Source organism: uncultured Stenotrophomonas sp. (assembly GCF_963519125.1).
In the GTDB taxonomy this organism is placed as follows: Bacteria; Pseudomonadota; Gammaproteobacteria; order Xanthomonadales; family Xanthomonadaceae; genus Stenotrophomonas.
On the sequence record NZ_CAUQLJ010000033.1, the window covers coordinates 1 to 22,358 of the forward strand.

The 22,358-nt window shown below is 69.7% G+C and carries 20 protein-coding genes; 18 read left to right on the top strand and 2 right to left on the bottom strand.

The annotated features are described in order from the left end of the window. The 7 genes from RYM47_RS18350 to RYM47_RS18380 form a co-directional block, all read left to right on the top strand. Positions 1 to 407 (top strand): citrate/2-methylcitrate synthase (locus RYM47_RS18350; protein ID WP_315389843.1); only part of this gene is annotated, 407 nt, incomplete at its 5' end. Between the two features lie 255 nt (positions 408 to 662). Next, a complete protein-coding gene (locus RYM47_RS18355) occupies positions 663 to 1,175 on the top strand; it encodes a CS1 type fimbrial major subunit (RefSeq protein WP_315389845.1) in 513 nt (170 codons plus the stop codon). 46 nt (positions 1,176 to 1,221) lie between these two features. Next, positions 1,222 to 2,220, top strand: coding sequence for a TcfC E-set like domain-containing protein (locus RYM47_RS18360; protein WP_315389846.1), 999 nt, complete (start codon positions 1,222 to 1,224; stop codon positions 2,218 to 2,220). 12 nt (positions 2,221 to 2,232) lie between these two features. Next, complete coding sequence (locus RYM47_RS18365; RefSeq protein WP_315389847.1) at positions 2,233 to 3,843, top strand: CS1-pili formation C-terminal domain-containing protein; 1,611 nt, start codon at positions 2,233 to 2,235, stop codon at positions 3,841 to 3,843. Further along, a complete protein-coding gene (locus RYM47_RS18370; RefSeq protein ID WP_315389848.1) occupies positions 3,840 to 4,976 on the top strand; it encodes a CfaE/CblD family pilus tip adhesin in 1,137 nt (378 codons plus the stop codon). Before RYM47_RS18365 ends, RYM47_RS18370 begins: the two co-directional genes overlap by 4 nt. A gap of 16 nt (positions 4,977 to 4,992) precedes the next feature. Then, positions 4,993 to 5,694 carry a pilus assembly protein gene (locus RYM47_RS18375; protein ID WP_315389849.1) on the top strand — a complete coding sequence of 234 codons (702 nt, stop codon included), beginning with the start codon at positions 4,993 to 4,995 and terminating at the stop codon, positions 5,692 to 5,694. Positions 5,695 to 5,705: 11 nt separating this feature from the next. After that, positions 5,706 to 7,418 (top strand): YadA-like family protein, encoded by a 1,713-nt coding sequence (locus RYM47_RS18380; RefSeq protein ID WP_315389851.1) that lies wholly within the window; start codon positions 5,706 to 5,708, stop codon positions 7,416 to 7,418. A gap of 16 nt (positions 7,419 to 7,434) precedes the next feature. On the opposite strand, the gene RYM47_RS18385 is transcribed toward RYM47_RS18380, so the two are convergent. After that, the gene (locus RYM47_RS18385; protein WP_315389853.1) at positions 7,435 to 8,082 is read right to left on the bottom strand and encodes a hypothetical protein; all 648 of its coding nucleotides are present in this window, start codon (positions 8,080 to 8,082) and stop codon (positions 7,435 to 7,437) included. A 73-nt stretch (positions 8,083 to 8,155) separates the two neighbouring features. After that, positions 8,156 to 10,576: a penicillin-binding protein 1A gene (locus tag RYM47_RS18390; RefSeq protein ID WP_315389855.1), complete on the bottom strand. Its 2,421-nt coding sequence runs from the start codon at positions 10,574 to 10,576 to the stop codon at positions 8,156 to 8,158. A 224-nt stretch (positions 10,577 to 10,800) separates the two neighbouring features. On the opposite strand from RYM47_RS18390, the gene RYM47_RS18395 reads away from it, so the two are divergent. The 11 genes from RYM47_RS18395 to RYM47_RS18445 all read left to right on the top strand — a co-directional run. Then, on the top strand, positions 10,801 to 11,859 hold the full coding sequence (locus RYM47_RS18395) for a pilus assembly protein PilM (protein ID WP_343229872.1): 1,059 nt from the start codon (positions 10,801 to 10,803) through the stop codon (positions 11,857 to 11,859). Then, entirely contained in the window at positions 11,859 to 12,680 is an 822-nt protein-coding gene (locus RYM47_RS18400; RefSeq protein ID WP_315389858.1) for a PilN domain-containing protein, read from the top strand. Before RYM47_RS18395 ends, RYM47_RS18400 begins: the two co-directional genes overlap by 1 nt. Further along, entirely contained in the window at positions 12,677 to 13,348 is a 672-nt protein-coding gene (gene pilO, locus RYM47_RS18405) for a type 4a pilus biogenesis protein PilO (RefSeq protein ID WP_315389859.1), read from the top strand. The genes RYM47_RS18400 and pilO overlap by 4 nt, the downstream gene beginning before the upstream one ends. A 35-nt stretch (positions 13,349 to 13,383) precedes the next feature. Then, the gene (locus tag RYM47_RS18410; RefSeq protein WP_246233493.1) at positions 13,384 to 13,881 is read left to right on the top strand and encodes a pilus assembly protein PilP; all 498 of its coding nucleotides are present in this window, start codon (positions 13,384 to 13,386) and stop codon (positions 13,879 to 13,881) included. A gap of 20 nt (positions 13,882 to 13,901) precedes the next feature. Next, positions 13,902 to 15,884 (top strand): type IV pilus secretin PilQ family protein, encoded by a 1,983-nt coding sequence (locus RYM47_RS18415; protein WP_315389860.1) that lies wholly within the window; start codon positions 13,902 to 13,904, stop codon positions 15,882 to 15,884. A gap of 138 nt (positions 15,885 to 16,022) precedes the next feature. Further along, positions 16,023 to 17,054, top strand: coding sequence for a MoxR family ATPase (locus tag RYM47_RS18420; protein ID WP_315389861.1), 1,032 nt, complete (start codon positions 16,023 to 16,025; stop codon positions 17,052 to 17,054). 7 nt (positions 17,055 to 17,061) lie between these two features. Then, a complete protein-coding gene (locus RYM47_RS18425; RefSeq protein ID WP_315389863.1) occupies positions 17,062 to 17,988 on the top strand; it encodes a DUF58 domain-containing protein in 927 nt (308 codons plus the stop codon). After that, on the top strand, positions 17,985 to 18,446 hold the full coding sequence (locus RYM47_RS18430; protein WP_315389864.1) for a DUF4381 domain-containing protein: 462 nt from the start codon (positions 17,985 to 17,987) through the stop codon (positions 18,444 to 18,446). Before RYM47_RS18425 ends, RYM47_RS18430 begins: the two co-directional genes overlap by 4 nt. Next, positions 18,443 to 19,450, top strand: coding sequence for a VWA domain-containing protein (locus RYM47_RS18435; protein ID WP_315389866.1), 1,008 nt, complete (start codon positions 18,443 to 18,445; stop codon positions 19,448 to 19,450). The genes RYM47_RS18430 and RYM47_RS18435 overlap by 4 nt, the downstream gene beginning before the upstream one ends. Next, the gene (locus RYM47_RS18440) at positions 19,447 to 21,165 is read left to right on the top strand and encodes a VWA domain-containing protein (RefSeq protein WP_315389868.1); all 1,719 of its coding nucleotides are present in this window, start codon (positions 19,447 to 19,449) and stop codon (positions 21,163 to 21,165) included. The genes RYM47_RS18435 and RYM47_RS18440 overlap by 4 nt, the downstream gene beginning before the upstream one ends. Further along, the coding region (locus RYM47_RS18445) for a BatD family protein (protein ID WP_315389870.1) at positions 21,162 to 22,358 on the top strand (1,197 nt) is incomplete at its 3' end. The genes RYM47_RS18440 and RYM47_RS18445, both read left to right, overlap by 4 nt.

The window sequence follows — 22,358 nt, forward strand, 5'->3', positions numbered from 1 at the left end:
TCAAGGCCAAGGACAAGACCTCCGGCTTCCGCCTGATGGGCTTCGGCCACCGCGTGTACAAGAACTTTGACCCGCGCGCCAAGGTCATCGGTGAGATGACCAGCAAGGTGCTCAAGCAGCTGGGCGTGCAGGATCCGCTGCTCGACGTTGCGGTCAAGCTGGAACAGGCCGCGCTGCAGGACGACTACTTCGTCGCCCGCAAGCTGTACCCGAACGTCGACTTCTACAGCGGCATCATCTACAAGGCGCTGCAGATCCCGACCGAAATGTTCACCGTCATGTTCGCGCTGGGCCGCACTTCCGGCTGGGTCGCGCATTGGCTGGAACAGCAGGTCGATCCGGAAATGAAGATCGGCCGCCCGCGCCAGGTCTACACCGGCAGCGACGTGCGCGACTACCAGGGCTGATCCAGCGCTGGTTGCGTCAAAAAACACCTCCGCAAGGAGGTGTTTTTTTTTGTCCCTGCTGCAAGCGACAGACGTGGACGCGATTGACTGAAACTTGCTCGGAACGCTTGAATTGCAGCGGCATCGCGCGCGCTGTCGCAGATCCCACTGGCGTGCGCTGGCTTTAAGAATGGTTGCGTGTGGACGCCACCGCGCACTGCCTACCTTGATCGGCACCCTCATGCGAGGTGCATTCCAATCAAGGGAGAAAAACTCATGTACCGCACGTTGAAGCAGGCCGCGCTTGGCCTGGCGATCTTTACCGCCGCAGTGTCCGCCCACGCCGCCGAAGCGCATATCACCGTCTGGGCCAATATCGACCCGACGCTGTCGCTGCTCAAGGCCGACGGCAGCGTGCTCCCCGATGCCGTGCAGATGCCGTATCGCGCAGGACAGGGCCTGGGCAGCTGGAGCGAACGCGTTCGTGTGTTCTCCAACGACACCAGCCTGGACGTGGACGTGCGCCTGGCCGAACCGGCCGTGCTGATGCCCAAGGTCACCGCCGCCGGCGCCACCGACATCCCGCTGTCGATCAGCCTCAATGGTCGCGAGCTGGGCGTTGCGCCCATTGCCTTCACTGCCGACCAGCTGTTCCTGGGCGCCATTCCCGGCGCCTCCATCGAAATGCCGTTGACCGTGGCCCAGGCCACGCCCGGTCCGATCACCGCCGCCGGCCTGTACGACGGCCCGGTCAGCCTGGTGCTGGCACAGCGAGCCAGCGGCCTCTGATCCGTTCGCCGGCATCGGGCCGAGGGCCCGGTGTCGGCCCTTCACCATGCGAATTCCTGCTTCCGCCCTTGTCCGGCTGGCGGTGGCGCTTGTGCTGGGTCCGATGACGGCCCAGGCGAGCCCGGTGCCGGCCGGTTTCGAAGACCTGGTCAGTGGCCAGCGCGAACACCTGGAGGTACGCGCGTTCGGTCGCTCGGCCGGCCTGTGGCCCGCCTGGGTCACCCTTGACCACGTGCAGCTCGAAGACCCTGCGCAGGTGGTGGCCGCGCTGGGCATGTCCCGTTCCGCCCAGCAGACCCTGCTGCCCGCGCTGTCGGCCCCGCTGCCGCGCGACAGCCATCTTGCCTGCGTCCATGCCCAGCCGGTGCCCGGTTGCGGCTGGCGCGCCCCTGCCGAGGATCCCCACCGCGTGCATGCCATCTTCGACGAAGTCGACGGCGCCCTGCTGCTGTTTCCCGCGCTGCGCTGGCTGCCGCGCGCCGCCCCGGCCGACGACGGCCTGCACCGCCTCAGCGAGCTCGCCGAAAATGCCCTGCTGCACCAGCAGAGCCTGGCCCTCAGCGGCGGCGGCCGCGACCACGCGCTCAATGCGCATGGCAGTGCCGCGCTCGGCGTGCTGCGCAGCGGGCATCTCGGCGGCACCTGGAACTACGCCAGGCAGGCGTGGAGCGGCCATGCCACCCGCAGCCGCTTCCAGGTCGACGACCTGTACTACCGCCACGACCTGGCCCGCCGCCACTACCTGCAGCTGGGCCGGATGGACCGGCGCAACCTGGCCAGCAGCCAGGGCGGCCAGTTCGGTCTCGGCCTGCTGCCGCTGGAGCGGTTCGACGGCGTGCGCATGGGCACCACCCAGGCCTACATCGATGTCGACGCCAACCCCGGCGCTGCGCCGCTCACGGTGCTGCTGTCCCGACCTGCACGCGTGGACGCCTTCGATGGCGGGCGCCTGCTGCAGACCTTCTACCTGCCCGCCGGCGTCACCGACCTGGACACCCGCCAGTTCCCGCCCGGCAGCTACGAGGTCACCCTGCGCATCCATTAAGATGGCCGCCTGGTGCGCACCGAAATCCAACCGTTCTCACGCGGCCAGGCGTGGGGCGAACCGGGACTGCAGTGGTTCGTGCAGGGCGGCCGGGAACAGGCGCATGCGCGCGTGCCGGTGGCCGGGCAGGGCGCATTGCAGGCCGGCCTGCGGCTGCCGCTGACGCCCCATTCTGGGGCCAGCCTGGGGGTCGCGCGGATCGGCGATCGTCGCTACGCCGAACTGCGCTCCGGCACCCGGCACCGGGTCCGCACGCATGACCTGCAGGCCGAGATCGGCGCGATTGCCGGCAGCGATGGCAGCCGCGGCAGTCAGCAGCAGCTCAACCTGCGCAACCGTGCCTCCTGGAACCTGTATCGCCAGCGCATGCGGGGTGCGCGCTGCCGCCCGAGCCTGGACGCCGACAACGACCGGCTCGGCTGTGCCGATGCGTTGAGCGCGTCGTTGAGCCTGCCGCTGGCGGGCGGCAGCCTGTATCTCGGGCACACCCGCCGACGCAGTGCGGTGCCTGCAGGTTCCGGCGTTGTCGCCCGCCTCCCCGAGCGCAGCCGCAGCGTGCAGATGAACTACAGCCTGACCCGGCAGTGGCGCGGCATGAGCGTCAGCGCCCGGCTCGGTGCCTGGCGCCAGGACAGCGTGCACCCCGACCAGGGCGTGCAATTCGGCGTGGCCGTCTCCCGCCTGCGCCATGCGGCAGGCAGCAGCGTGTTGCGCCGGTTCGGCGTCGAGGCCCGGCAGCCACGTCACGCCGAACCGGAGCGGAGCATGACGCTGGCGCGGTCCTGGCGACAGGAACAGGACGGCAGTGCGCGCGAGGCCGGTGCCGAAGTCGCTCTGGGCGACCGCGGTGATGTCGATGCCCTGCTTGCGCTGCGTGCCTACACGCCGTTGGGACATACCGGTGCGGTGCTGTCGCACTTCCGGCAGGCCGATGCCAACGCCACTGCCTACAGTGTCAGCCACGGTTCGGCCCTGGCCCTGTCACGGCGTGGTCTGTTCTGGGGCAGCGCCAGCGGCGCCGATGCCGGCGTCGCGGTGAGCGTGGCCGAGGCCGACCTGCCGGCCCTGGACGGTGCCGCCGCCGAGGTGCAGGCCGGTGCGCAGCAGCGCCAGGTCCTGCGCTTCGGCCAGCGTCGCCTGCTGCCGTTGAGTAGCTACCAGCGCCACCGGGTGGACGTGCACGATGTCGCCAACCACGTGCAGGACGCCGGCGTGCGCGTGACCCGCCCGGGAACGGCGCACCAGCCGTTCCTGCTGCCGGGTCGGGTGATCGCGCTGCCGGTCGGCGTCGAAACCACGTTCACCTACATCGGCAGCGCGCGCGACGCCGGTGGCAGCGCGCTGGCCGGCGCGCGCATCCTCAACGCGGCCGCGCCACCGCTGGGGCACGACGGCGGGTTCATGGCCGAGTTCCCGCAGCGCGAAGCCATGCTGTACCTGCTGCTGCAGGAAAAGCTGCTGCAGTGCCCGCTGCAGGTGCGCGAGCAGCGCAGCGTAGTGCTGCTGGTCGGGCCGCTGGCCTGTGCGCCGCTGGCACGCGATGCGCTGCCCGAACGCATCAGCCAGCAGCCACGGGTCCAGCAGTTGCTCGATGGCGCGCCGATCGCACTGGGTCGGCCGTGAGCGGCCCCGCGTATCGGGTGGCCTGGATCGGGCTGGTCGGGCTGCTGCAGGCCGCGCCCGCCGCAGCACAGCGCCCGCCGGTGACCGTGCCCACGCCGGGAACCACCGTCACCACGCTGCACCACGCCTTCGACCGGGCCGCACCGCAGCCACTGTCGCTGTGGAGGCCACGCACCGTGCTCGGCTTCCAGGAAGTGGTGTACGGGCACGGCGGCATCCACGTCACCTGCACCGACACCCCCGAGCGTGGGCGCTGCCCGCGCACCGACACCGGGGGAGGGCCGACCGGGCGCAGCCCGATCCAGCTGGAATTCCACGAGCAACGCAGTGGGCAGCGCCGCGAGATCGCGGTCCTGGGCTGGCTGGAGCGAGCCGAATGGGAGCGCGCCTGCAGCGACGACTTCTGGGATAAATCGGAATACCCGTTGTGGACATCGTCCACGCGCGAGTGCCACGTCGCGCCCGCCGGCACCGCTGCCACGCTGGAGATCGCGGCGCGCGACATCGCGCAGCTGGTGGCCGGGCGCTGGCAGGCCGAGCTGCACCTGGACGTGCGCAGCGGGCGGGGCGGCGCGGTGCTGGGCCGGCATGTGTTCGCGCTGGAGGTGCTGGTAACCGATCCCGCGCGTGCGGCCATCCACTTTCCCGAGCACGGCGCCTCGGTTGCGCCGATGGACCTGCAGTTGCAGGTGCGCACGCAGCCGGCACCGGCCAGCGTGGGCGGGGAAGCGGTGCTGGAGATGTGCCTGTATGACGGGCTGGGCTCGCTCAGCAGCCAGCTGGAGCTGGTCGCGCGCGACGGCCGCCCCGACGCGCCCGGCCGGCCGGCCGGTCACTTTTCGGTCTGGCACCTGCGCGGCGGTGCCGCCGCCCATGACCGCATCGACTACCGCCTGCACCTGCTGCACGGGGGCCGCCGCATCGACCTCGCCCGCGACGTTCACACCGTGCTGGACGGGATCGACAGCGCCGAACTGCGGCCGGTGCTGCTGCCGGGCATGGAACAGACCGTGCACTGCGTGCCGACGCCACTGAGCTTCCAGACCCCGCGGTTTCCCGCCGCCGACAAACGCGATGGGCGCTACCAGGGCGATCTCACCCTTGAAATGCGCTTGCCGACCCGCCGCCCCTGACGTCCCCGAGATTCCAATGCGCCTGCATCGTGCTGTTTTCCTGCTGATTTTCCTGCTGTGGGCCGCCCCGGTGTCGGCCAACCTGGACGTGCACCCGATGCGCGTGCACGTCGACGCCGGGCGCACCACCAGCATCCGCGTGCATGCGCAGTCGCCGCGCACCCAGTACGTACGGGCCACGGTCAAGCGCGTGGTGGAACCGGCGGGTGGGGCCGAACACGAAGTGGACGAACCCACGGGGGACGCCGCGGCGCTGGCGGTCACGCCAGGCATGTTCGCGCTGGCCGGCGGCGGCAGCCGCCTGGTCCGCGTGATTGCACTGACGCCGGTGGCCGAGGAAACCGCCTTCCGGGTGTACTTCGAAGGCGTGCGCGGTCAGGATCCGGACGCGCCGGTGGAGCCCGCGTCCGCCACCAGCGCCACCCTTGGGGTCAGCCTGGTCTGGGGCGTGCTGGTCAACGTGCTGCCCGCCGACGGCCGCGTCGCGATGCAGCTGGTCGATGGCCAGCTGCACAACCGCGGAACGCTGCGGCTGGGCATCCGCCGCATCGAACAGTGCCTCGCCGGCGCCCGTACCACGCATGACATCGAGCGCAGCGTCTATCCAGGCGCTGCGCTGGCGCTGCCTTTCCAGCCGGCATCCGGCGCGCGGCTGCGCGTGGATTACCGGCTCAGCCGCGACGGCTATCGCGAACACCAGCAGGTCCTGCTGCCTTGAAGGGAACCACCATGTACCGTTTAGAACACGCACGTCCCCTGCGCCAGCGCGCCCGCCTTGCCGCCGCGCTGATCGTGGCGTTGCCGGGGGCCGTTGCCGCCACGCCGCCGCTGGTGCCCAGCCCTGTGGGCGTGGACACGCGCGAGGATGAGGTGCCTGCCTCTGCACGCGCGCTGTCGTTTGCCGGTGGCCTGGGGGTCGGTGTCGGCGTGGCCGGCGTGTTCGGCCGCGACCATGGGCGCGAGCGCATCTACCATTGCCAGGTGCCACCGGCACCGCCGCCGCTGCCCGCCGAGGTCGTGCTGCCGCCGGAGTGGTCCGACGCGCTCTGGCAGGTCAACGACAACGGCCAGCGGATCGCCCGCAACCGCTTCGACATCGACCAGTTGCGCGACAACATGCAGGCGGTCGTTCCCGACCTGAGCGACGTGGTGCGCTTCGACAAGGACGCCACGGTGCACCTGCGCGGTGCGCGATTGATCGCACTGGGCGAAGGCGATATCGGTCCCGACAGTCGCCACGCCGTCAACGGAACGCAGTTGTTTGCCACTGAAAAGCGGGTCGCAGCGCTGGAGTACACCCAGTTGTACGCACGGGTCGGCGCCGACGACGAAAGTTTCCCTGCCTACGCTGGACACCTGGGTACCGCGATGGGCAGCGACGCCCGTGCGCAGGGCTCGGGCTCGACCGCGATCGGCAGCTACGCCACCGCGCTGGGCACCAATTCGGTGGCCCTGGGCCGCGCAGCGATCATCCTTGAAGGCGCTGCAGACGGCTTCGCACTCGGCTCGCGTTCGCGCGTGCTGGCCGAAAACGGCATGGCCATCGGCGCCTCCACCCAGGTCTGGGAAGGCGCCCATGACAGCGTCGCGTTGGGCTTTGCTTCGATCGTGCAGCGACCGTTCGAAGTGTCGGTAGGCGGGCAGGGCATCCGCCGGCGCATCACCAACGCGATGCCGGGCATCGCGCCCGACGACGTGGTGTCGCTGCGGCAGCTCTCGGACCTGGCCAGCGTGCTCGGCACCGGCATCAACGCCGAAGGCGGAGTGCGCGCGATGCGCTTCGCGGTACAGGGCAGGTACCACGGCACGATTGCCGGCGCGCTGGATGCGCTGGATTACGCAGTGAGCGCCGCGCATGACCGCTTGGGCGACATGGACGAGCAGGTCAGTGCGTTGGCCGCGCAGCACGACGCTGACGGGCAAGGCAGTGACGCCCAGGGCGGTGCCGCCGCGGAAGCGGCCCCCGTGCTGGCGGTGGCGTCCGCGGACGCATCTGCCGACGCAGACCGCGAGGTGGTGTCGGCGGCCCCTGTCCCCGAGTCCGCAGCACGTCCGGCCGATTCGGCGCCGGCCCAGGTACAACAGGTTCAAACCCCGCCGCCGGTCGATGCGCGTGCCGTGGACGACGCGGTGCAGCGTGCCAATGCCTACACCGACCAGGCGCTGGCCGGCGTCGACCGCCGCTTCGACCGGCTCGACCGCCGCATGAACCGCATGGCCGCGATGGGCAGCGCGCAGGCGGCCATGGCGATGAACACCGCCGGGCTGCCTACCTGGAACCGGTTGGGCGCAGGCATCGGCCATGCCGATGGCGAGTCTGCGCTCGCGGTGGGCTACCAGCGCGTGCTCGACCGGCGCGCCACCACCACCTTCAGCCTCAACGGTGCCTTTAGCCAAGGCGGTGAGAGCGCCGTGGCGGTGGGCGTGGGCATCGGCTGGTAAAGGCGGCGTAGAAACCTCAGGGGCTGTCCAGGTAGCCCCTGATCTCGTCTTCGGCCAGCAGCGTGCGCAGCTGCGCGGCCGAGGCGCGCCGCATCGGTTTCTCGTCGATGCTCGACAGCGGTGGCTGGCGCAGCGCGTCGTAGGGCAGCACCGCCACGTCGAAGGTCAGCCCTTCGGCACTGAACACCCACACCGGTGCATCCAGCGTGCGCTCGCGATCCAGGCGCAGGCGCCGCATGCGCGACTCGGCCGGGATCCGGTGCTCCTCCAGGAAGCGCTGCACGGCATCGGCGTCGTCGCTGTGCAGCTGCAGCTGCACGGGGCTGTTGGCGTCGGCGGTGCCCTCCAGCACCGGCCCGCACAGGCGCGGCGAGAACCCGTGCAGGAATTCCAGTGCGCGCAGCCCGGCTTCGCGGCGCTGGCGCAGCTGTGTGCCGTGCCCGGCACCGGCGAACAGGCGCTGGTACTCGCGCAGGGCGTCTTCGATCTCGGTATTGCGCGGCAGCGAGGCATCGTCATGGATGCCGAGCCGCCCGGCGGCCTTCAGTTTGGCCTGGTGGTAGTCGCGGATTCCGCCTTCGGCCATCAACCGGGCTGCCTCGTGGGCAAGCCGGTGGCGGCGTTCGCGGGTCTGGCTCTCGGCATGCTGGCGTGCACGATGCATGAGCGGATCTCCCCTTTGCGACCTGCCACCGACTCTACACGTCACGCGCATGCTGCGCGTGACGTTTCAACGATCAGAATATGTCGAACGCCGCGTCGTCGGCCTGCTGGGTCTGGGTATTGAAGTCGTACTCGGCAAGCTTTTCCATGTCCTCGACCTTGACCCACTCGGTAGCGCCATTGAGCGTGGCCTGGACCATGCCGGTCGGCGGCTCGTTCTGCGCCACCGGGGTGTCCTTCAACGCCACCCGCATGTAGTCGATCCAGATCGGCAGTGCCGCACGGCCGCCGTATTCGCGGTAGCCCAGCGAGCGGAAGTCGTCGCGGCCCACCCATACGGTGGTGGCGTATGGACCGCCGAAGCCGGAGAACCACGCGTCGCGGTGGTCGTTGGTGGAGCCGGTCTTGCCGCCCACGTCCTCGCGGCCCAGCACCTTGGCCGCGGTGCCGGTACCGCGCTGGACCACGTCGCGCATCATCGAAACCAGCTGGTAGGCGGTGCGCGCATCGATCGCCCGCGGCGCGGTACGCGCGTTCGGGTCGACCGGCACCACGGGTGCGGCGACCTGCTCGGGCGTGGCCGCACCGGCCGGGGCCGGCGCCGCAGCCGCGCCGAAGTTGAAGCCGTCCACCACCTGGCTCACCGGCGCGCCGCCACTGGTGCCGACGCACTCGCGGCAGGCCCGGGCCGGATTCTCCTTGAACACCAGGTTGCCGTCGCGGTCGCTCACCTGGTCGATCAACCAGGTGTCCACGCGCGAGCCGCCGTTGGCGAATACCGCATAGCCGCGCGCCACCGACAACGGGGTCAGCGAAGCGGTGCCCAGCGACATCGACAGGTTCGGCGGCAGCTCGGCCTCGGCGAAGCCGAACTCGCTGATGTACTTGCGTGCGTACTCCACGCCCATGCCGTCGAGCAGGCGCACCGACACCAGGTTGCGCGACTGCACCAGTGCTTCGCGCAGGCGCATCGGGCCGCGGAACCCGCCGCCGTCGTTCTGCGGCTGCCAGGTCTTGCCGCGGCGGTCGCGGAACACCACCGGGGCGTCCAGCACGATCGAGGCCGGGTTGAAGCCCTTGTCGAATGCGGCCGCGTAGATGAACGGCTTGAAGCTGGAACCCGGCTGGCGGCGCGCCTGGGTGGCGCGGTTGAACTTGTTGCCGGAGAAGCTGAAACCGCCCACCAGCGCCTTCAGCGCACCGGTCTGGGCGTCCAGCGAGACCAACGCGGACTGGCCGCGCGGAATCTGGTCCAACAGCCACTGGCCCTCTTTCTCGCCAGTGCGCACGCGCACGATGTCGCCGCGCTGGACCAGCTTGGCCGGGGTCTTGTTGGTCCACTTGGCGGCCGAGGCCGGCAGTACCAGCTCGGTGCGGTTGGCCAGCACCACGGTGGCACTGCCGTCGGCGCTGGTGGACGCGACGATGGCCGGCAGCAGCCCGGACTGGGCGCTGATGCCGCGCAGATGCGCGGCCAGCGCCGCCGCATCGTCGCCCGCGCCCAGCGCCACCTGCTGCTCCACCCCGTGCCAGCCGTGCCGATGGTCGTACTGCAGCAGGCCGTCGCGCACCGCCAGGTTCGCCGCCGCCTGCATCTCGGCATTGATGGTGGTGGTGACGTGGTAGCCCTTGTTGAGCACGTCGCCGCCGAAGCGGGCGATCATTTCCTGGCGGACCAGCTCGGCCACGTACGGGGCGTCGACCTGGACCGGCGGCTCATGCGCGGTGGCGTGCATCGGCACCGCCTTGGCCGCGTTGGCCTCGGCCTGGCTGATGAAGCCCAGGTTGGCCATGCGCTGCAGCACGTAGAAGTCGCGGCGCTCGCGGGCGCGCTCGGGGTTGCTGATCGGGTTGCCGCTGGAGGGGAACTTGGGGATGCCGGCCAGCGAGGCCATCTCGTCCAGGTCCAGCTCGGCCAGGGTCTTGCCGTAGTAGAACTGGGCCGCAGCGGCCACGCCGTAGGAGCGGTTGCCGAAGAAGCTCTTGTTCAGGTACAGCTCGAAGATCTCGTCCTTGCTCAGCTCCTGCTCGATCTTGCGGGCCAGCAGGATCTCGGCCAGCTTGCGGGTGTAGCTGTACTCCGAGCTCAGGAAGAACTGCCGGGCCACCTGCTGGGTGATGGTCGACCCGCCCGGGACCCGCTTGTCGTTGGTGGTGGCCAGCAGCCACACCGCGCGCGCGATGCCCTTGTAGTCGACCCCGCCGTGCTCGTAGAAGCGGGCGTCCTCGGTGGCCAGGAAGGCCTGCTTGAGGCGCTCGGGGACCTCCTTCATGGTGATCGGGGTGCGCCGCGACTCGCCGAACACCGCCATCAGCTGGCCGTCGGCCGCATAGACGTACATCGGCTCCTGCATCTCGATGTCGCGCAGGGTCTGGACGTCCGGCAGCCGCGCGGAAATGGCGTAGTACAGGCCACCGGCGACGGCCGCGCCGATCAGGGCCAGGACCAGGAAAACCACCAGCATCCAGCGCAGCCAGCGTCGAAGACGAGTCATCAGTGACAGATTCCGATTGCGAATTTCGTGGCCGCAGAGTATAGATTACGCAAGGGAACGGCTGGGGTTGTTCCCGGGGAGAGCATTTCGGTGACCGTCAGGGGACGGGCAAAGCGTGCGCTGCTGCGCGTTTTGAACGTTGGCTGTTGCCATTTGCAAAAAAAACGTTATTAATGCGCGGACGCAGGTTATGCGTTCAAGTGCCCGTCGGCAGGGGAGAAACCGTGGGGCTTATCCCAAAAAGCCAGTCGCCGCTTATCGGCGTCGACATCAGTTCGACTGCAGTAAAGCTTCTGCAGCTTTCCCGCAGCGGCAATCGTTTCCGTGTGGAACATTACGCTGTGGAACCACTTCCGCCGAATGCGGTGGTGGAAAAGAACATCGTGGAAGTGGAGGCCGTGGGTGAGGCCATCCGCCGCGCGGTGAACCGCTCCGGTACCAAGGCACGGCATGCCGCCGCGGCCGTGGCCGGTTCTGCGGTCATCACCAAGCTCATCCCGATGCCGGCCGACCTGGACGAGAACGACATGGAAGCCCAGGTCGAGCTCGAAGCGGTCAACTACATCCCGTACCCGATCGAGGAAGTGAACCTCGACTTCGAGGTGCTCGGGGCGATCCCCAACAACCCGGAAATGGTCCAGGTGCTGTTGGCGGCTTCGCGCTCCGAGAACGTGGAGCTGCGCCAGTCGGCGCTGGAACTCGGTGGCCTGACCGCCCGGGTGATGGACGTGGAGGCCTTCGCGGTCGAAAACGCCTTCGCCCTGGTCGCCAGCGAGCTGCCGATCGCCAGCGATGGCGTGGTTGCGCTGGTCGACATCGGCGCCACCATGACCACCCTGAACGTGCTTCGTGGCGGGCGCAGCCTGTACAGCCGTGAGCAGGTGTTCGGCGGCAAGCAGCTGACCGACGAGGTCATGCGCCGCTACGGCCTGACCTACGAGGAAGCCGGCCTGGCCAAGCGCCAGGGGGGGCTGCCGGAAAGCTACGAGGTGGAAGTCCTCGAGCCGTTCAAGGAAGCCACCGTCCAGCAGATCAGCCGCCTGTTGCAGTTCTTCTACGCGGGCAGCGAGTTCAACCGGGTCGACCACATCGTGCTGGCCGGCGGTTGCGCGGCGCTGGCCGGTCTTCCGGAAATGGTGGAAGAGCAGTTGGGCGTGGCTACCGTGGTGGCCAACCCGTTGGCGCAGATGACGCTGGGTCCGAAGGTACAGGCACATGCCCTGGCCCAGGATGCCCCGGCGCTGATGATTGCCACCGGGCTGGCGCTGAGGAGCTTCGACTGATGGCAAGAATCAATCTATTGCCCTGGCGCGCCGAACGGCGCAAGCAACGCCAGCGCGAGTTCATGACGATGTTGGGCTTCGCCGCCATCGCCGGCGTCGTGTTGTCGGCCTTGATCTGGTTCTACTACGACCGTCAGGTCAGCGGCCAGGAGGATCGCAACACGTTCCTGCAGGCCGAGATCGCCAAGGTCAAGGAGCAGAACAAGGAGATCGACCGCCTGGACCGCCAGCGCGATCGTCTGCTGGCCCGCAAGAAGGTGATCGAGCAGCTGCAGGCCAAGCGTTCGCAGATGGTGCACCTGTTCGACGCGCTGGTCCGGACCATTCCTGATGGTCTGGTGCTGACCGCGTTGAAGCAGGAAGGCGACATCCTGACCCTGGAAGGCCGCACCCAGTCCAACGCCCGGGTCAGCGCCTACATGCGCAACCTGGAAAGCTCGGGCTGGATGACCAAGCCGGAACTGTCGGTGATCGAAGCGCGCAAGCCGGAAGAAGAGAAGGACAAGGTGGTGGGCCCGGTCGCGGACATCTCGGCGCTGCCGTACGTGTTCGTGGTCAAGGTGACGCTGCCGGCGCAGAGCGAAGCGGTCGACGGCCTGGCGCCGGACGGCAGCGCGGTCACGCCGGGCGCCGACCCGAACGCCGCACCGGCCACCGCGCCGGCCGTGGCACCGCTGGCCCCGGCGCCGGGCACCGCCCCGGCACCTGCTGATGCACCGGCTCCGGCTCCGGCCGCACCGGCACCCGCTGGCAGCCGCATCGTTCCTGCCCCGGCAACGCAACCGGCGGCGTCCAGCGCGCCGCAGAAGGGGGCCGCATGAGCAAGAAAGTCAACATGAAGGACCTGGACTTCAACAACATCGGCAGCTGGCCGCAGCAGGCCAAGATCGTCTTCTGCTCGCTGCTGTCGTTGTTGATCATCATCCTGGCCTGGTTCGTCCTCATCAGCGGCAAGCGCGAAGAGCTTGAAACCCTGGAGCGCACCGAAGTCGGGCTGCGCGCGGACTTCGAGAAGGAACAGGGCCGCGCGGTCAACCTGGAGCCGCTGAAACAGCAGCTGGCCCAGATGGAGCAGGTGCTGCAGCAGATGCTGCGCCAGCTGCCCAGCAAGACCGAAATGCCGGACCTGATCATCGACATCTCGCAGACCGCGTTGTCCAGCGGCCTGGTCAACGAGCTGTTCCAGCCCGGTGAGGAAGTGCCCAAGGAGTTCTACGCCGAAAAACCGATCGCCCTGCGCATGGTGGGCAGTTACCACCAGTTCGGCGCGTTCGTCAGCGGCGTGGCCTCGTTGCCGCGCGTGGTCATCCTGACCATGCACGACATCAACCTCAAGCCCAAGGACCCCAAGACCGGCATCACCGCACGCAGTGGCGCGCTGGAGCTGTCCGGTACGGTCAAGACCTACCGGTACCTGGACGACGTGGAAATGGAAGCGCAGGAAAAAGCTGCCGCCCAGACCGCCGCTGCGAACGGAGGCAAGCCATGAACCTTGCATACACCGCACGGATCTGTGGCCTGCTGATGCTGGTACTGCTGGCAGGCTGCGCACGCAGCATCTCCAGCACGCCCGGCGATGCGCCCAACCTGGAAAAGTGGACCGCCGACGTGCGTGCACGCCCGGCACCGCCGCTCGAACCGCTGCCGGTCATGCAGCAGTTCGAGACCTTCGAGTACTCCGCACAGGGCATGCGTGACCCGTTCACCGACGCCTGGGCCAACCCCCAGGCCGGTGGCTCGGGCCTGCGCCCGGACCCGAACCGCCGCAAGGAGCCGCTGGAAGCCTTCCCGCTGGACGCCTTGGACATGGTCGGTTCGATCGGCAACGGCGGCGGACTGGTCGCGCTGGTGATGGCACCGGACAAGGTCACCTATCGGGTGCGTCCGGGGGTCTACATGGGGCAGAGCGACGGTCGCGTGACCGGGGTCTTCGAAGACCGGATCGAACTGATTGAACTGGTGCCGGATGGCGCGGGCGGCTGGCTGGAACGGCCTGCATCGATCGCGCTTGAAGATCAATGAATGATTATGGGGATAGCACGATGACCTTTTCCAACGCCATGCTGCAGCGCTCCGTCCGGCGCCCGAAGCTGATCCACCTGTGCGCGCTGGGAGTCGCGCTCATGGTGGCCAATGGCACGCTGATGGCGGCCACGCCGGCTGCAGCGGCAACCACCCAGGGGGCTGGCGCCACGCCGGCCGCCGCACCGGCCTCGCTGGCGGTGTCCAAGATCGACTTCAAGCGCGGCGAAGACGGCAGCGGCCGCCTGATCCTGCAGTTCGACGGTGCCGGCGCCAACCCGGACCTGCGCACCCAGGGCAACAGCGTGGTCGTCGACATCGGCAATGCGACCCTGCCGGACACCCTGCAGAAGTCGATCAACGTGGTCGACTTCGCCACCCCGGTGCAGCGCATCGACCCGAAGCCGTACGGCGGCGGCACCCAGCTGGTGCTCAACACCAATACCGCGTTCGAGTCGCTGGCCTACCAGACCGGCAACGAGTACGTGGTCGAGATCAGCGCCCGCAAGAACGCCCCGGCCACCGGTGCGATCAACGCGGCCACCGTGACCCAGGCGGCCGCGGCGGTTGCCCAGCGCGGTTACAGCGGCAAGCCGGTGACCTTCAACTTCCAGGACGTGCCGGTGCGCACCGTGCTGCAGTTGATCGCGGAAGAGTCGAACCTGAACATCGTGGCCTCCGACAGCGTCGCCGGCAACGTCACCCTGCGTCTGGTCAACGTGCCGTGGGACCAGGCGCTGGACATCGTGCTGCGCGCCAAGGGCCTGGACAAGCGCCGCGAGGGCGGCGTGATCTGGGTCGCGCCGCAGCCGGAGCTGGCCAAGTTCGAGCAGGACAAGGAAGACGCGCGCATCGCGATCGACCAGCGTGTGGACCTCGTCACCGAATACGTCCAGATCAACTATCACAACGCCGCGCAGATCTTCAAAGCGCTGACCGAAGCCAAGGGCATCGGCGGCAGCAGTGGTGGCGGTGGTGGTAGCGGCGGCGGTGGCAGCTCGTCGCAGGAAGACAGCGGCTTCCTGTCGTCGCGCGGTCGCCTGGTGGCCGACGAGCGCACCAATACGCTGATGATCAGCGACATCCCCAAGAAGGTCGCGCGCATGCGCGAGCTGATCAGCGTGATCGACCGCCCGGTCGACCAGGTGCTGATCGAAAGCCGCATCGTGATCGCCACCGACACCTTCGCGCGTGAGCTGGGTGCCAAGTTCGGCATCACCGGCAGCCGCGACAACGTGTACTTCAGCGGCAACACCACCACCAACCACAGCAACATCACCAGCGACGGCGAAAACGCCACCGAGTACCAGGAAGCGCTGAACGAGTGGGCCGCCGGTGGCGGTACCGGACCCGTGCCGGTTCGTCCGCCGCGCACCATCAACGCCGGTGGCCTGAACTGGAACCTGCCGGTTGCAAGCACCCTCAACCCGGGTTCGCTGGCACTGTCGATCCTCAACGCCGGCTACCTGCTGGACGTGGAGCTCTCGGCCATGCAGCAGGAATCGCGCGGCGAAGTGATCTCCAACCCGCGTGTGGTCACCACCAACCAGCGCGAAGCGGTGATCAAGCAGGGCAAGGAAATCGGCTACGTCACCATCACCGGCGGCACCGGTGGCCAGGCGGCGACCCCGAACGTACAGTTCAAGGAAGTGCTGCTGGAACTGAAGGTCACCCCGACCATCACCAACGACAACCGCGTGTTCCTGAACATGTCGGTCAAGAAGGATGAAGTCGAAAGCTACATCGTGCTGGAAGGCTACGGCCAGGTCCCGACGATCAACCGCCGCGAAGTCAACACCGCGGTGCTGGTCGACGATGGCCAGACCGTCGTGATCGGTGGCGTGTACGAGTTCACCGACCGCAACAGCGTCAACAAGGTGCCGTTCCTGGGCGACGTGCCGTTCCTCGGCAACCTGTTCAAGAAGCGCAGCCGCAACAAGGACAAGGCCGAACTGCTGGTCTTCGTCACCCCGAAGGTGCTGCGCGTGGCCAAGACCAACTGAGTCCTGGCACCGTGGTACAGCGAAAGGGCCGCCACCGTGCGGCCCTTTTCGCGTTCAGGCAATCTTGATCCCGCAGCGGGGCCGGGCCTGCCATCATGGGCGCGGAACCTTACGCCTGTCGCGTGGTCAGATGGACCCATGAACCTGCCACCCCCCATGCCCGCACCCGACTCCACGCCCGTCGCCCCGGCCCCGGAGCACGACCGCCTGCACGACGGCTTCCGCGCGCTGCGCGCAGCGCTTTCGGCCGAGATCGTTGGCCAGGATGCCCTGGTCGAGCGCCTGCTCACCGCGCTGCTGGCCGACGGCCACCTGCTGGTCGAAGGCGCGCCCGGACTGGCCAAGACCACTGCCATCCGCGCCCTCGCGGCGCGATTGGAAGCCGACTTCTCCCGGGTCCAGTTCACCCCCGACCTGCTTCCCGCCGACCTGACCGGCACCGAGATCTGGCGCCCGCAGGAAGGGCGCTTCGAGTTCGTGCCCGGCCCGATCTTCCACCCGATCCTGCTCGCCGATGAAATCAACCGCGCGCCTGCCAAGGTGCAGTCGGCGCTGCTGGAGGCAATGGGCGAACGCCAGGTCACCGTCGGCCGGCACACCTACGCCCTGCCGCCGCTGTTCCTGGTGATGGCAACCCAGAACCCGATCGAGCAGGAGGGCACCTTCCCGCTGCCCGAAGCGCAGCTGGACCGGTTCCTGATGCACGTCCGGATCGGCTATCCCGATTCCACCGCCGAAGCCGAGATCCTGCGGCTGGCGCGCGAACGCGCCCGCGACGCGCTGGGCGCGCCTGCACCGGCCCCGTCGCGGATGCCGCTGGACGATGTGTTCGCCGCTCGCCGCGCGATCCTGTCGCTGCACATGGCCCCGGCGCTGGAGCGTTACCTGATCGAACTGGTGCTGGCCACCCGCGACCCGGCCCGCTACGACCCGGCGCTGGCGCGTCGCATCGCCTGGGGCGCCAGTCCTCGTGGCTCGATCGCGCTGGAGCGCTGCGCGCGTGCGCGCGCCTGGCTGGCCGGCCGTGACTTCGTCACCCCCGACGATGTGCGCAGCGTGGCGCCCGATGTACTGCGCCACCGCGTACTGCCCAGCTACGAAGCCACGGCCGAAGGCTGGGACGGCGAACGCCTGGTGGCCGAACTGCTGGCCCGCGTGCCGGTGCCCTGAGCCCGGCATGCGCGATTCCGACGACACCCCGGCCACGACGCTGGCAGGCAACGGCGTGCAGCCGAGCCTGGCCGAGCTGGTGGCGCTGCGCGGCAGCGCGCACCGGCTCGCGCCGGCACGACGCGGGCGCCTGGCCCATGCCGGCCAGGCACCGTCGCCGATGCGCGGGCGTGGCATGGAGTACGCCGAGTCGCGTGAGTACGTGCCCGGCGACGACGCCCGCCACATCGACTGGCGGGTGACCGCGCGCACCGGCCGTGCGCACACCAAGCTGTTCCAGGCCGAACGCGAACGCCTGACCCTGCTGGTGGCCGACACCGACCCCGTGCTGTACTTCGGCACGCGGGTGCGCTTCAAGTCGGTGCAGGCCGCACGCGTCGGTGCGGTGGCCGCATGGCTGGCGCAGCGCCAGGGTGACCGCCTGAGCGCGTTGCGCGGCAGCCGCAGCGAAGCGCCTATCGCACCCGCCGGTGGCACCCGCGGCGTGCTGCGCGTGCTCGACGCGCTGACCCGCTGGTACGCGGCACCGCCGGCCGACGACACCGGCCTGGACAGTGCCCTGCAGCAGGCCGCACGCGTGCTCCGACCCGGCGCCCGGGTGGTGGTGCTGGCCGATCCGGCGCGCGCGGCCGCGATCGACATTCCGCGCTGGACCGCGCTGGCCATGCACCACGAAGTGCAGCTGATGCTGCTGGCCGACCCGCTCGAGCTGGCGCCGCCCGACGCCGTGCTGCCGTTCCTGTCGCAGGGTCGCCCGGTGGTGCTCGACCTGCACGACAGCGCCGTGCGCGCACACTGGCACGCGCGTTTCGTTGAACCGCTGGAAGCGCTGCAGCGCAGCCTGGGCGCGCGCCGCATCCAGGTGCACGTGGTCAGTACCGACGATGCCAGCGACTGCTGGCTGGGCCCGCTGCCGTCGGCGGTGGTGGCATGACCACCGCCGCCGCACTGCAACTGCGCGACGTGCATCTGCCGCCGTACCCGTCCTGGTGGCCGCTGCCGCTGGGCTGGTGGCTGGTGCTGGCCGTGCTGGTCATCATCGTGGCCGCGCTGTGGGCCTGGCGCGCGCTGCGTCGTCGACGCGAGCGGCGCTGGCTGCAGCTGTTCGACGCGGCCGTCGATGGCGCCGCCCCGGGCGCTGCGCAGGTGGCGGCCGTCGCCGAACTGCTGCGCCGCGCCGCGCGCCGTCGGCAGGCCGGTGCGGAGCTGCTGCAGGGCCAGGCGTGGCTTGAATTCCTCGATACCCCCGGCAGCCGCGCGTTTTCCGACGGTGACGGCCGCTTGCTGCTCGACGGCGCCTACCGCCCCACGCTGGCCGCCGACGAGGTGGAGCGGTTGCGGAGCCTGGCGCGGCCGCGTTTCCTCACCCTGATCAGCGGGCGCGGACGATGATGCCGCAGAGCCTGCTTTCGTTGCTGCCGTGGCTCGACGACCTGGCCTGGCCCTGGGCGCTGCTGGCCCTGCCGTTGCCGTGGTTGATGCGCTGGTGGCCGCGTCGTGCAGTGGCCGGGCCCGCGCTGCGGGTGCCGTATGCCGCGGGTGCGCTGGCCGAACTCGGCCAGGCCCACGGCGTTGCCGCGTGGCGCGTGGGCCGGTTGCTGCTGTGGCTTGCCTGGGCCTGCCTGTGCGTGGCACTGGCCCGCCCGCAGCAGCTGGGCGAGCCGATCGCGCCGCCGCAACAAGGCCGCCAGATGATGCTGGCGGTGGATGTCTCCGGCAGCATGAGCGAACCGGACATGACGCTGGGCAACCAGGTCGTGCAACGCCTGTCAGCGGCCAAGGCGGTGCTGGCCGACTTCCTCGACCGCCGCGCCGGCGACCGGGTCGGCCTGCTGATCTTCGGCGAGCGCGCGTACACGCTGACCCCGATCACCGCCGATCTGACCACCGTGCGCAATCAGCTCACCGATAGCGAGGTCGGCCTGGCCGGTCGCGATACCGCGATCGGCGACGCGATCGCACTGGCGGTCAAACGCCTGCGCGAGCAGCCCGAAGGCCAGCGCGTGCTGATCCTGCTTACCGATGGCGTCAGCAATGCCGGCGTGCTGCCGCCGCTGCGCGCCGCCGAGCTGGCCAAGGCCGAAGGCGTGCGGGTGTACCCGGTGGCGTTTGGTGGCGACGGCGGCATGAGCCTGTTCGGCGTGCAGATCGCGGCAGGGGACGACCCGGTCGACGAAGCGACGCTGCGCCGCATTGCCGAGCTCACCGGCGGTCGCGCCTTCCGCGCGCGCAACACTGATGAGCTGGCGGGAATCTACGCCGAGCTGGACCGGCTGGAACCCATCACCGCCGCCGGCGCCGCCGTGCGCCCCCGCATCGAGCGCTACGGGTGGCCGCTGGCAATGGCCATGCTGCTGGGCGCACTGGCCTGGCTGCTGCCGAGGCGCTGGGCATGAACATGCTGGATATGCCATTGCACTTTGCGCGCCCCGCAGTGCTGTGGGCGTTGGCTGCATTGCCGCTGATCGCGCTGCTCTGGCACTGGCGCCGCCGTCGCGGCAGCGTGTGGCGGCAGAACGTGGACGCGCACCTGCTGCCGCACCTGCTGGTCGCCGGTGGCCGCCGCGCGTGGGGCAGCCTGCTCCTGTTGCTGCTGGGCTGGACACTGGCCGTGCTGGCGCTGGCCGGCCCGGGCTGGCGGCAGCTGCCGCAGCCGCTGTGGCAGGCGCCTGCGCCGCTGGTAGTGGCAGTGGACCTGTCCTCGCGGATCACCGCCACCGACCTGCCGCCGTCCCGTCTGCTGCAGGCGCGGGCCAAGCTGGCCACCCTGTTGCGCGAGCGCAGCGGTGGCGAACTGGCCCTGCTGGCCTACGCCGACGATGCCTACACCGTGGCGCCGCTGACTGGCGACCGCGCCAACGTGGCCTTGTATCTCGATGCCCTCGCGCCGGACGTGATGCCGCGCGATGGCCAGCGCGCCGACCGCGCCATCGAAGCCGCAGTGCTGTTGTTGCAGCAGTCCGGGGCCAAGGGCGGCGACGTCCTGCTGCTGACCGACCGCGCCGACGATGCGGCACGTGCGGCCGCCGCTGCCGCACGTGCGCAGGGCATCCAGGTATCGGTGCTGGGGCTGGGCACGCCGGCCGGCGCCGCCTACCGCAGCAGCGATGGGCAGATCGAACGCGCCCAGCTGGAACCGGACGGGCTGCGTGCCTTGGCCGATGCCGGCGGCGGCCGCTACGCCGCCGTGGCCAACGACGATCGCGACCTGCGTGCACTGGGTGTGCTCACCCCGCGCAGCAGCGCTGGCGAAGGCCAGAGCCGGCAGGGCGAGGGCATGGCCTGGCGCGATGAAGGTTTCTGGTTGCTGCCGCCGTTGATGCTGTTGTCGCTATGGGCCTTCCGACGTCGTGGCTTCGCTGCGGTGGCGCTGCTGTGCGTGCTGCTGCCGCTGGCCGCGCCGACGCCGTCGTACGCGGCCGAACGCTCGCTGTGGCAGCGCGACGACCAGCGCGACCAGCAGCGGATTGCCGCCGGTGTGGACGCGTATCGACGCGGTGACTTCGCGGCTGCCCAGCAGCAGTTCGAAGGCATCGAAGGTCCCGAAGCCCACTACAACCTGGGCAACGCGCTGGCCCGCCAAGGCCAGTACGACGCCGCCATCGCCGCGTATGACGATGCGCTGCGCCAGCGACCGGGCATGCCCGATGCGGTGGCCAACCGTGCAGCGGTGGACGCCGCGCGCAAGCGCAAGCCGCCGCAGGGCGGAAACCAGCAGCAGAACCAGAAGAACCAGCAGAACCAGCAGAACAGTAACCAGCAGAGCCCGCAGCAGCAGAAGCAGGATCCTGGCAAGCAGGGTGAACAAGGCGAGCCGCAGACCGGGCAGGGCAACGCGCCGCGGAAGAGCGAGCCGGGCAAACCAGACCCGGCCGAGCAGGCACGCGCCGACGCCGCGCAGCGCCAGCGCATGGACGAGGCGATGCAGCGCCAGCAGGGCCAGGCCGACCAGACGCCGGCGCAGCGCCGCCAGGCCAACGAGACGCCGCAGCAGCGCGAGCAGCGCCAGGCCGTGGAGGCCTGGATGCGGCGGGTGCCGGACGATCCCGGCAGCTTGCTGCGGGCCAAGTTCCAACTCGAAAACGAACGCAGGAAACGGGAAGGACCATGAACCCAGCAACTTCCACGCGGCTCGGGTGGCGCGCCTGCGTCTGGCTGCTGCTGTGCGTGAGCGGCGTGGCCAACGCGCAGACCCGGGCCTGGCTGGACCGCGATGCGATCAGCGACACCGAGACGGTCACCCTCAACATCGAGTCCGACGGCGGCGCGCCCGACTACACCCCGTTGCAGGCCGACTTCGAACTCAGTGGCCAGACCAGCAGCCGCCAGGTGCAGTGGAGCAACGGCGCCATGCAGTCGCGCTCGCTGTACGGCGTGGCGCTGACCCCGCGCCGCAGCGGTGTGCTGACCATTCCGTCGTTGCGGGTCGGCAACGTGCTGACCGCGCCGATGCCGCTGACGGTGTCGGCCAGCACCGGCGCATCGGCAGCAGTGCCGGGCAATGCCAAAGCCTTCGTCGAAACCGAAGTGGACGATGCCAACCCCTACGTGCAGCAGAGCGTGGGCGTGGTGGTGCGTCTCTACTACGCCTCGCAGTTGTTGTCGGGCGAGCTGGGATTCGACGCGCCCGAAGGCGCATCGCTGCAGCGGGTGGGTGAAGACCGCAGCCTGGTCCGCGAGGTCAACGGCCGCCGCTACAACGTGGTGGAGCGCCGCTACCTGCTGATTCCCGAGCGCAGCGGCCCGCTGGTGGTGAAGGGCGCGCGCTTCGAAGGACGCAGTGCCGGCGGCTTCTTCGACGACCTGTTCGGTGGCGACGGCCGGCTGCGCGCCAATGCGCCCGACCGCACCCTGCAGGTCCGTGCGCAACCGGGCGCGGCGCCGCAGCCGTGGCTGCCCCTGCACGACCTGCGCCTGCGCTACACCGCCGCGCCCACCCACGGGCGCGCCGGCGAAGCGGTCACGGTGGTGGTCGAGGCTGTCGCCGAGGGCGCCACGCGGGCGCAGTTCCCGGAGCTGCCGCCGCTGGACGTCGGCCCCGGCGCGCAGGTGTTCGCCGAACCGCCGCAGTACGACGAGACCTTCAACGGTGGCACCCCGCGCCTGACCCTGACCCGGCGCTATTCGGTGGTGCCGCGGCAGCCTGGCACCCTGGCCATCCCCGGCCCGCGCATGGGCTGGTGGGACGTGCGCGCCAGGCAGGCGCGCAGCGCCACGCTGCCCGACCTGCGCGTGACCGTGGCCGAAGGCGCGCCGGGGACCGCGCCGCCGCCGGTGGCGCTGGACACCACCTCGGCGTTGCCC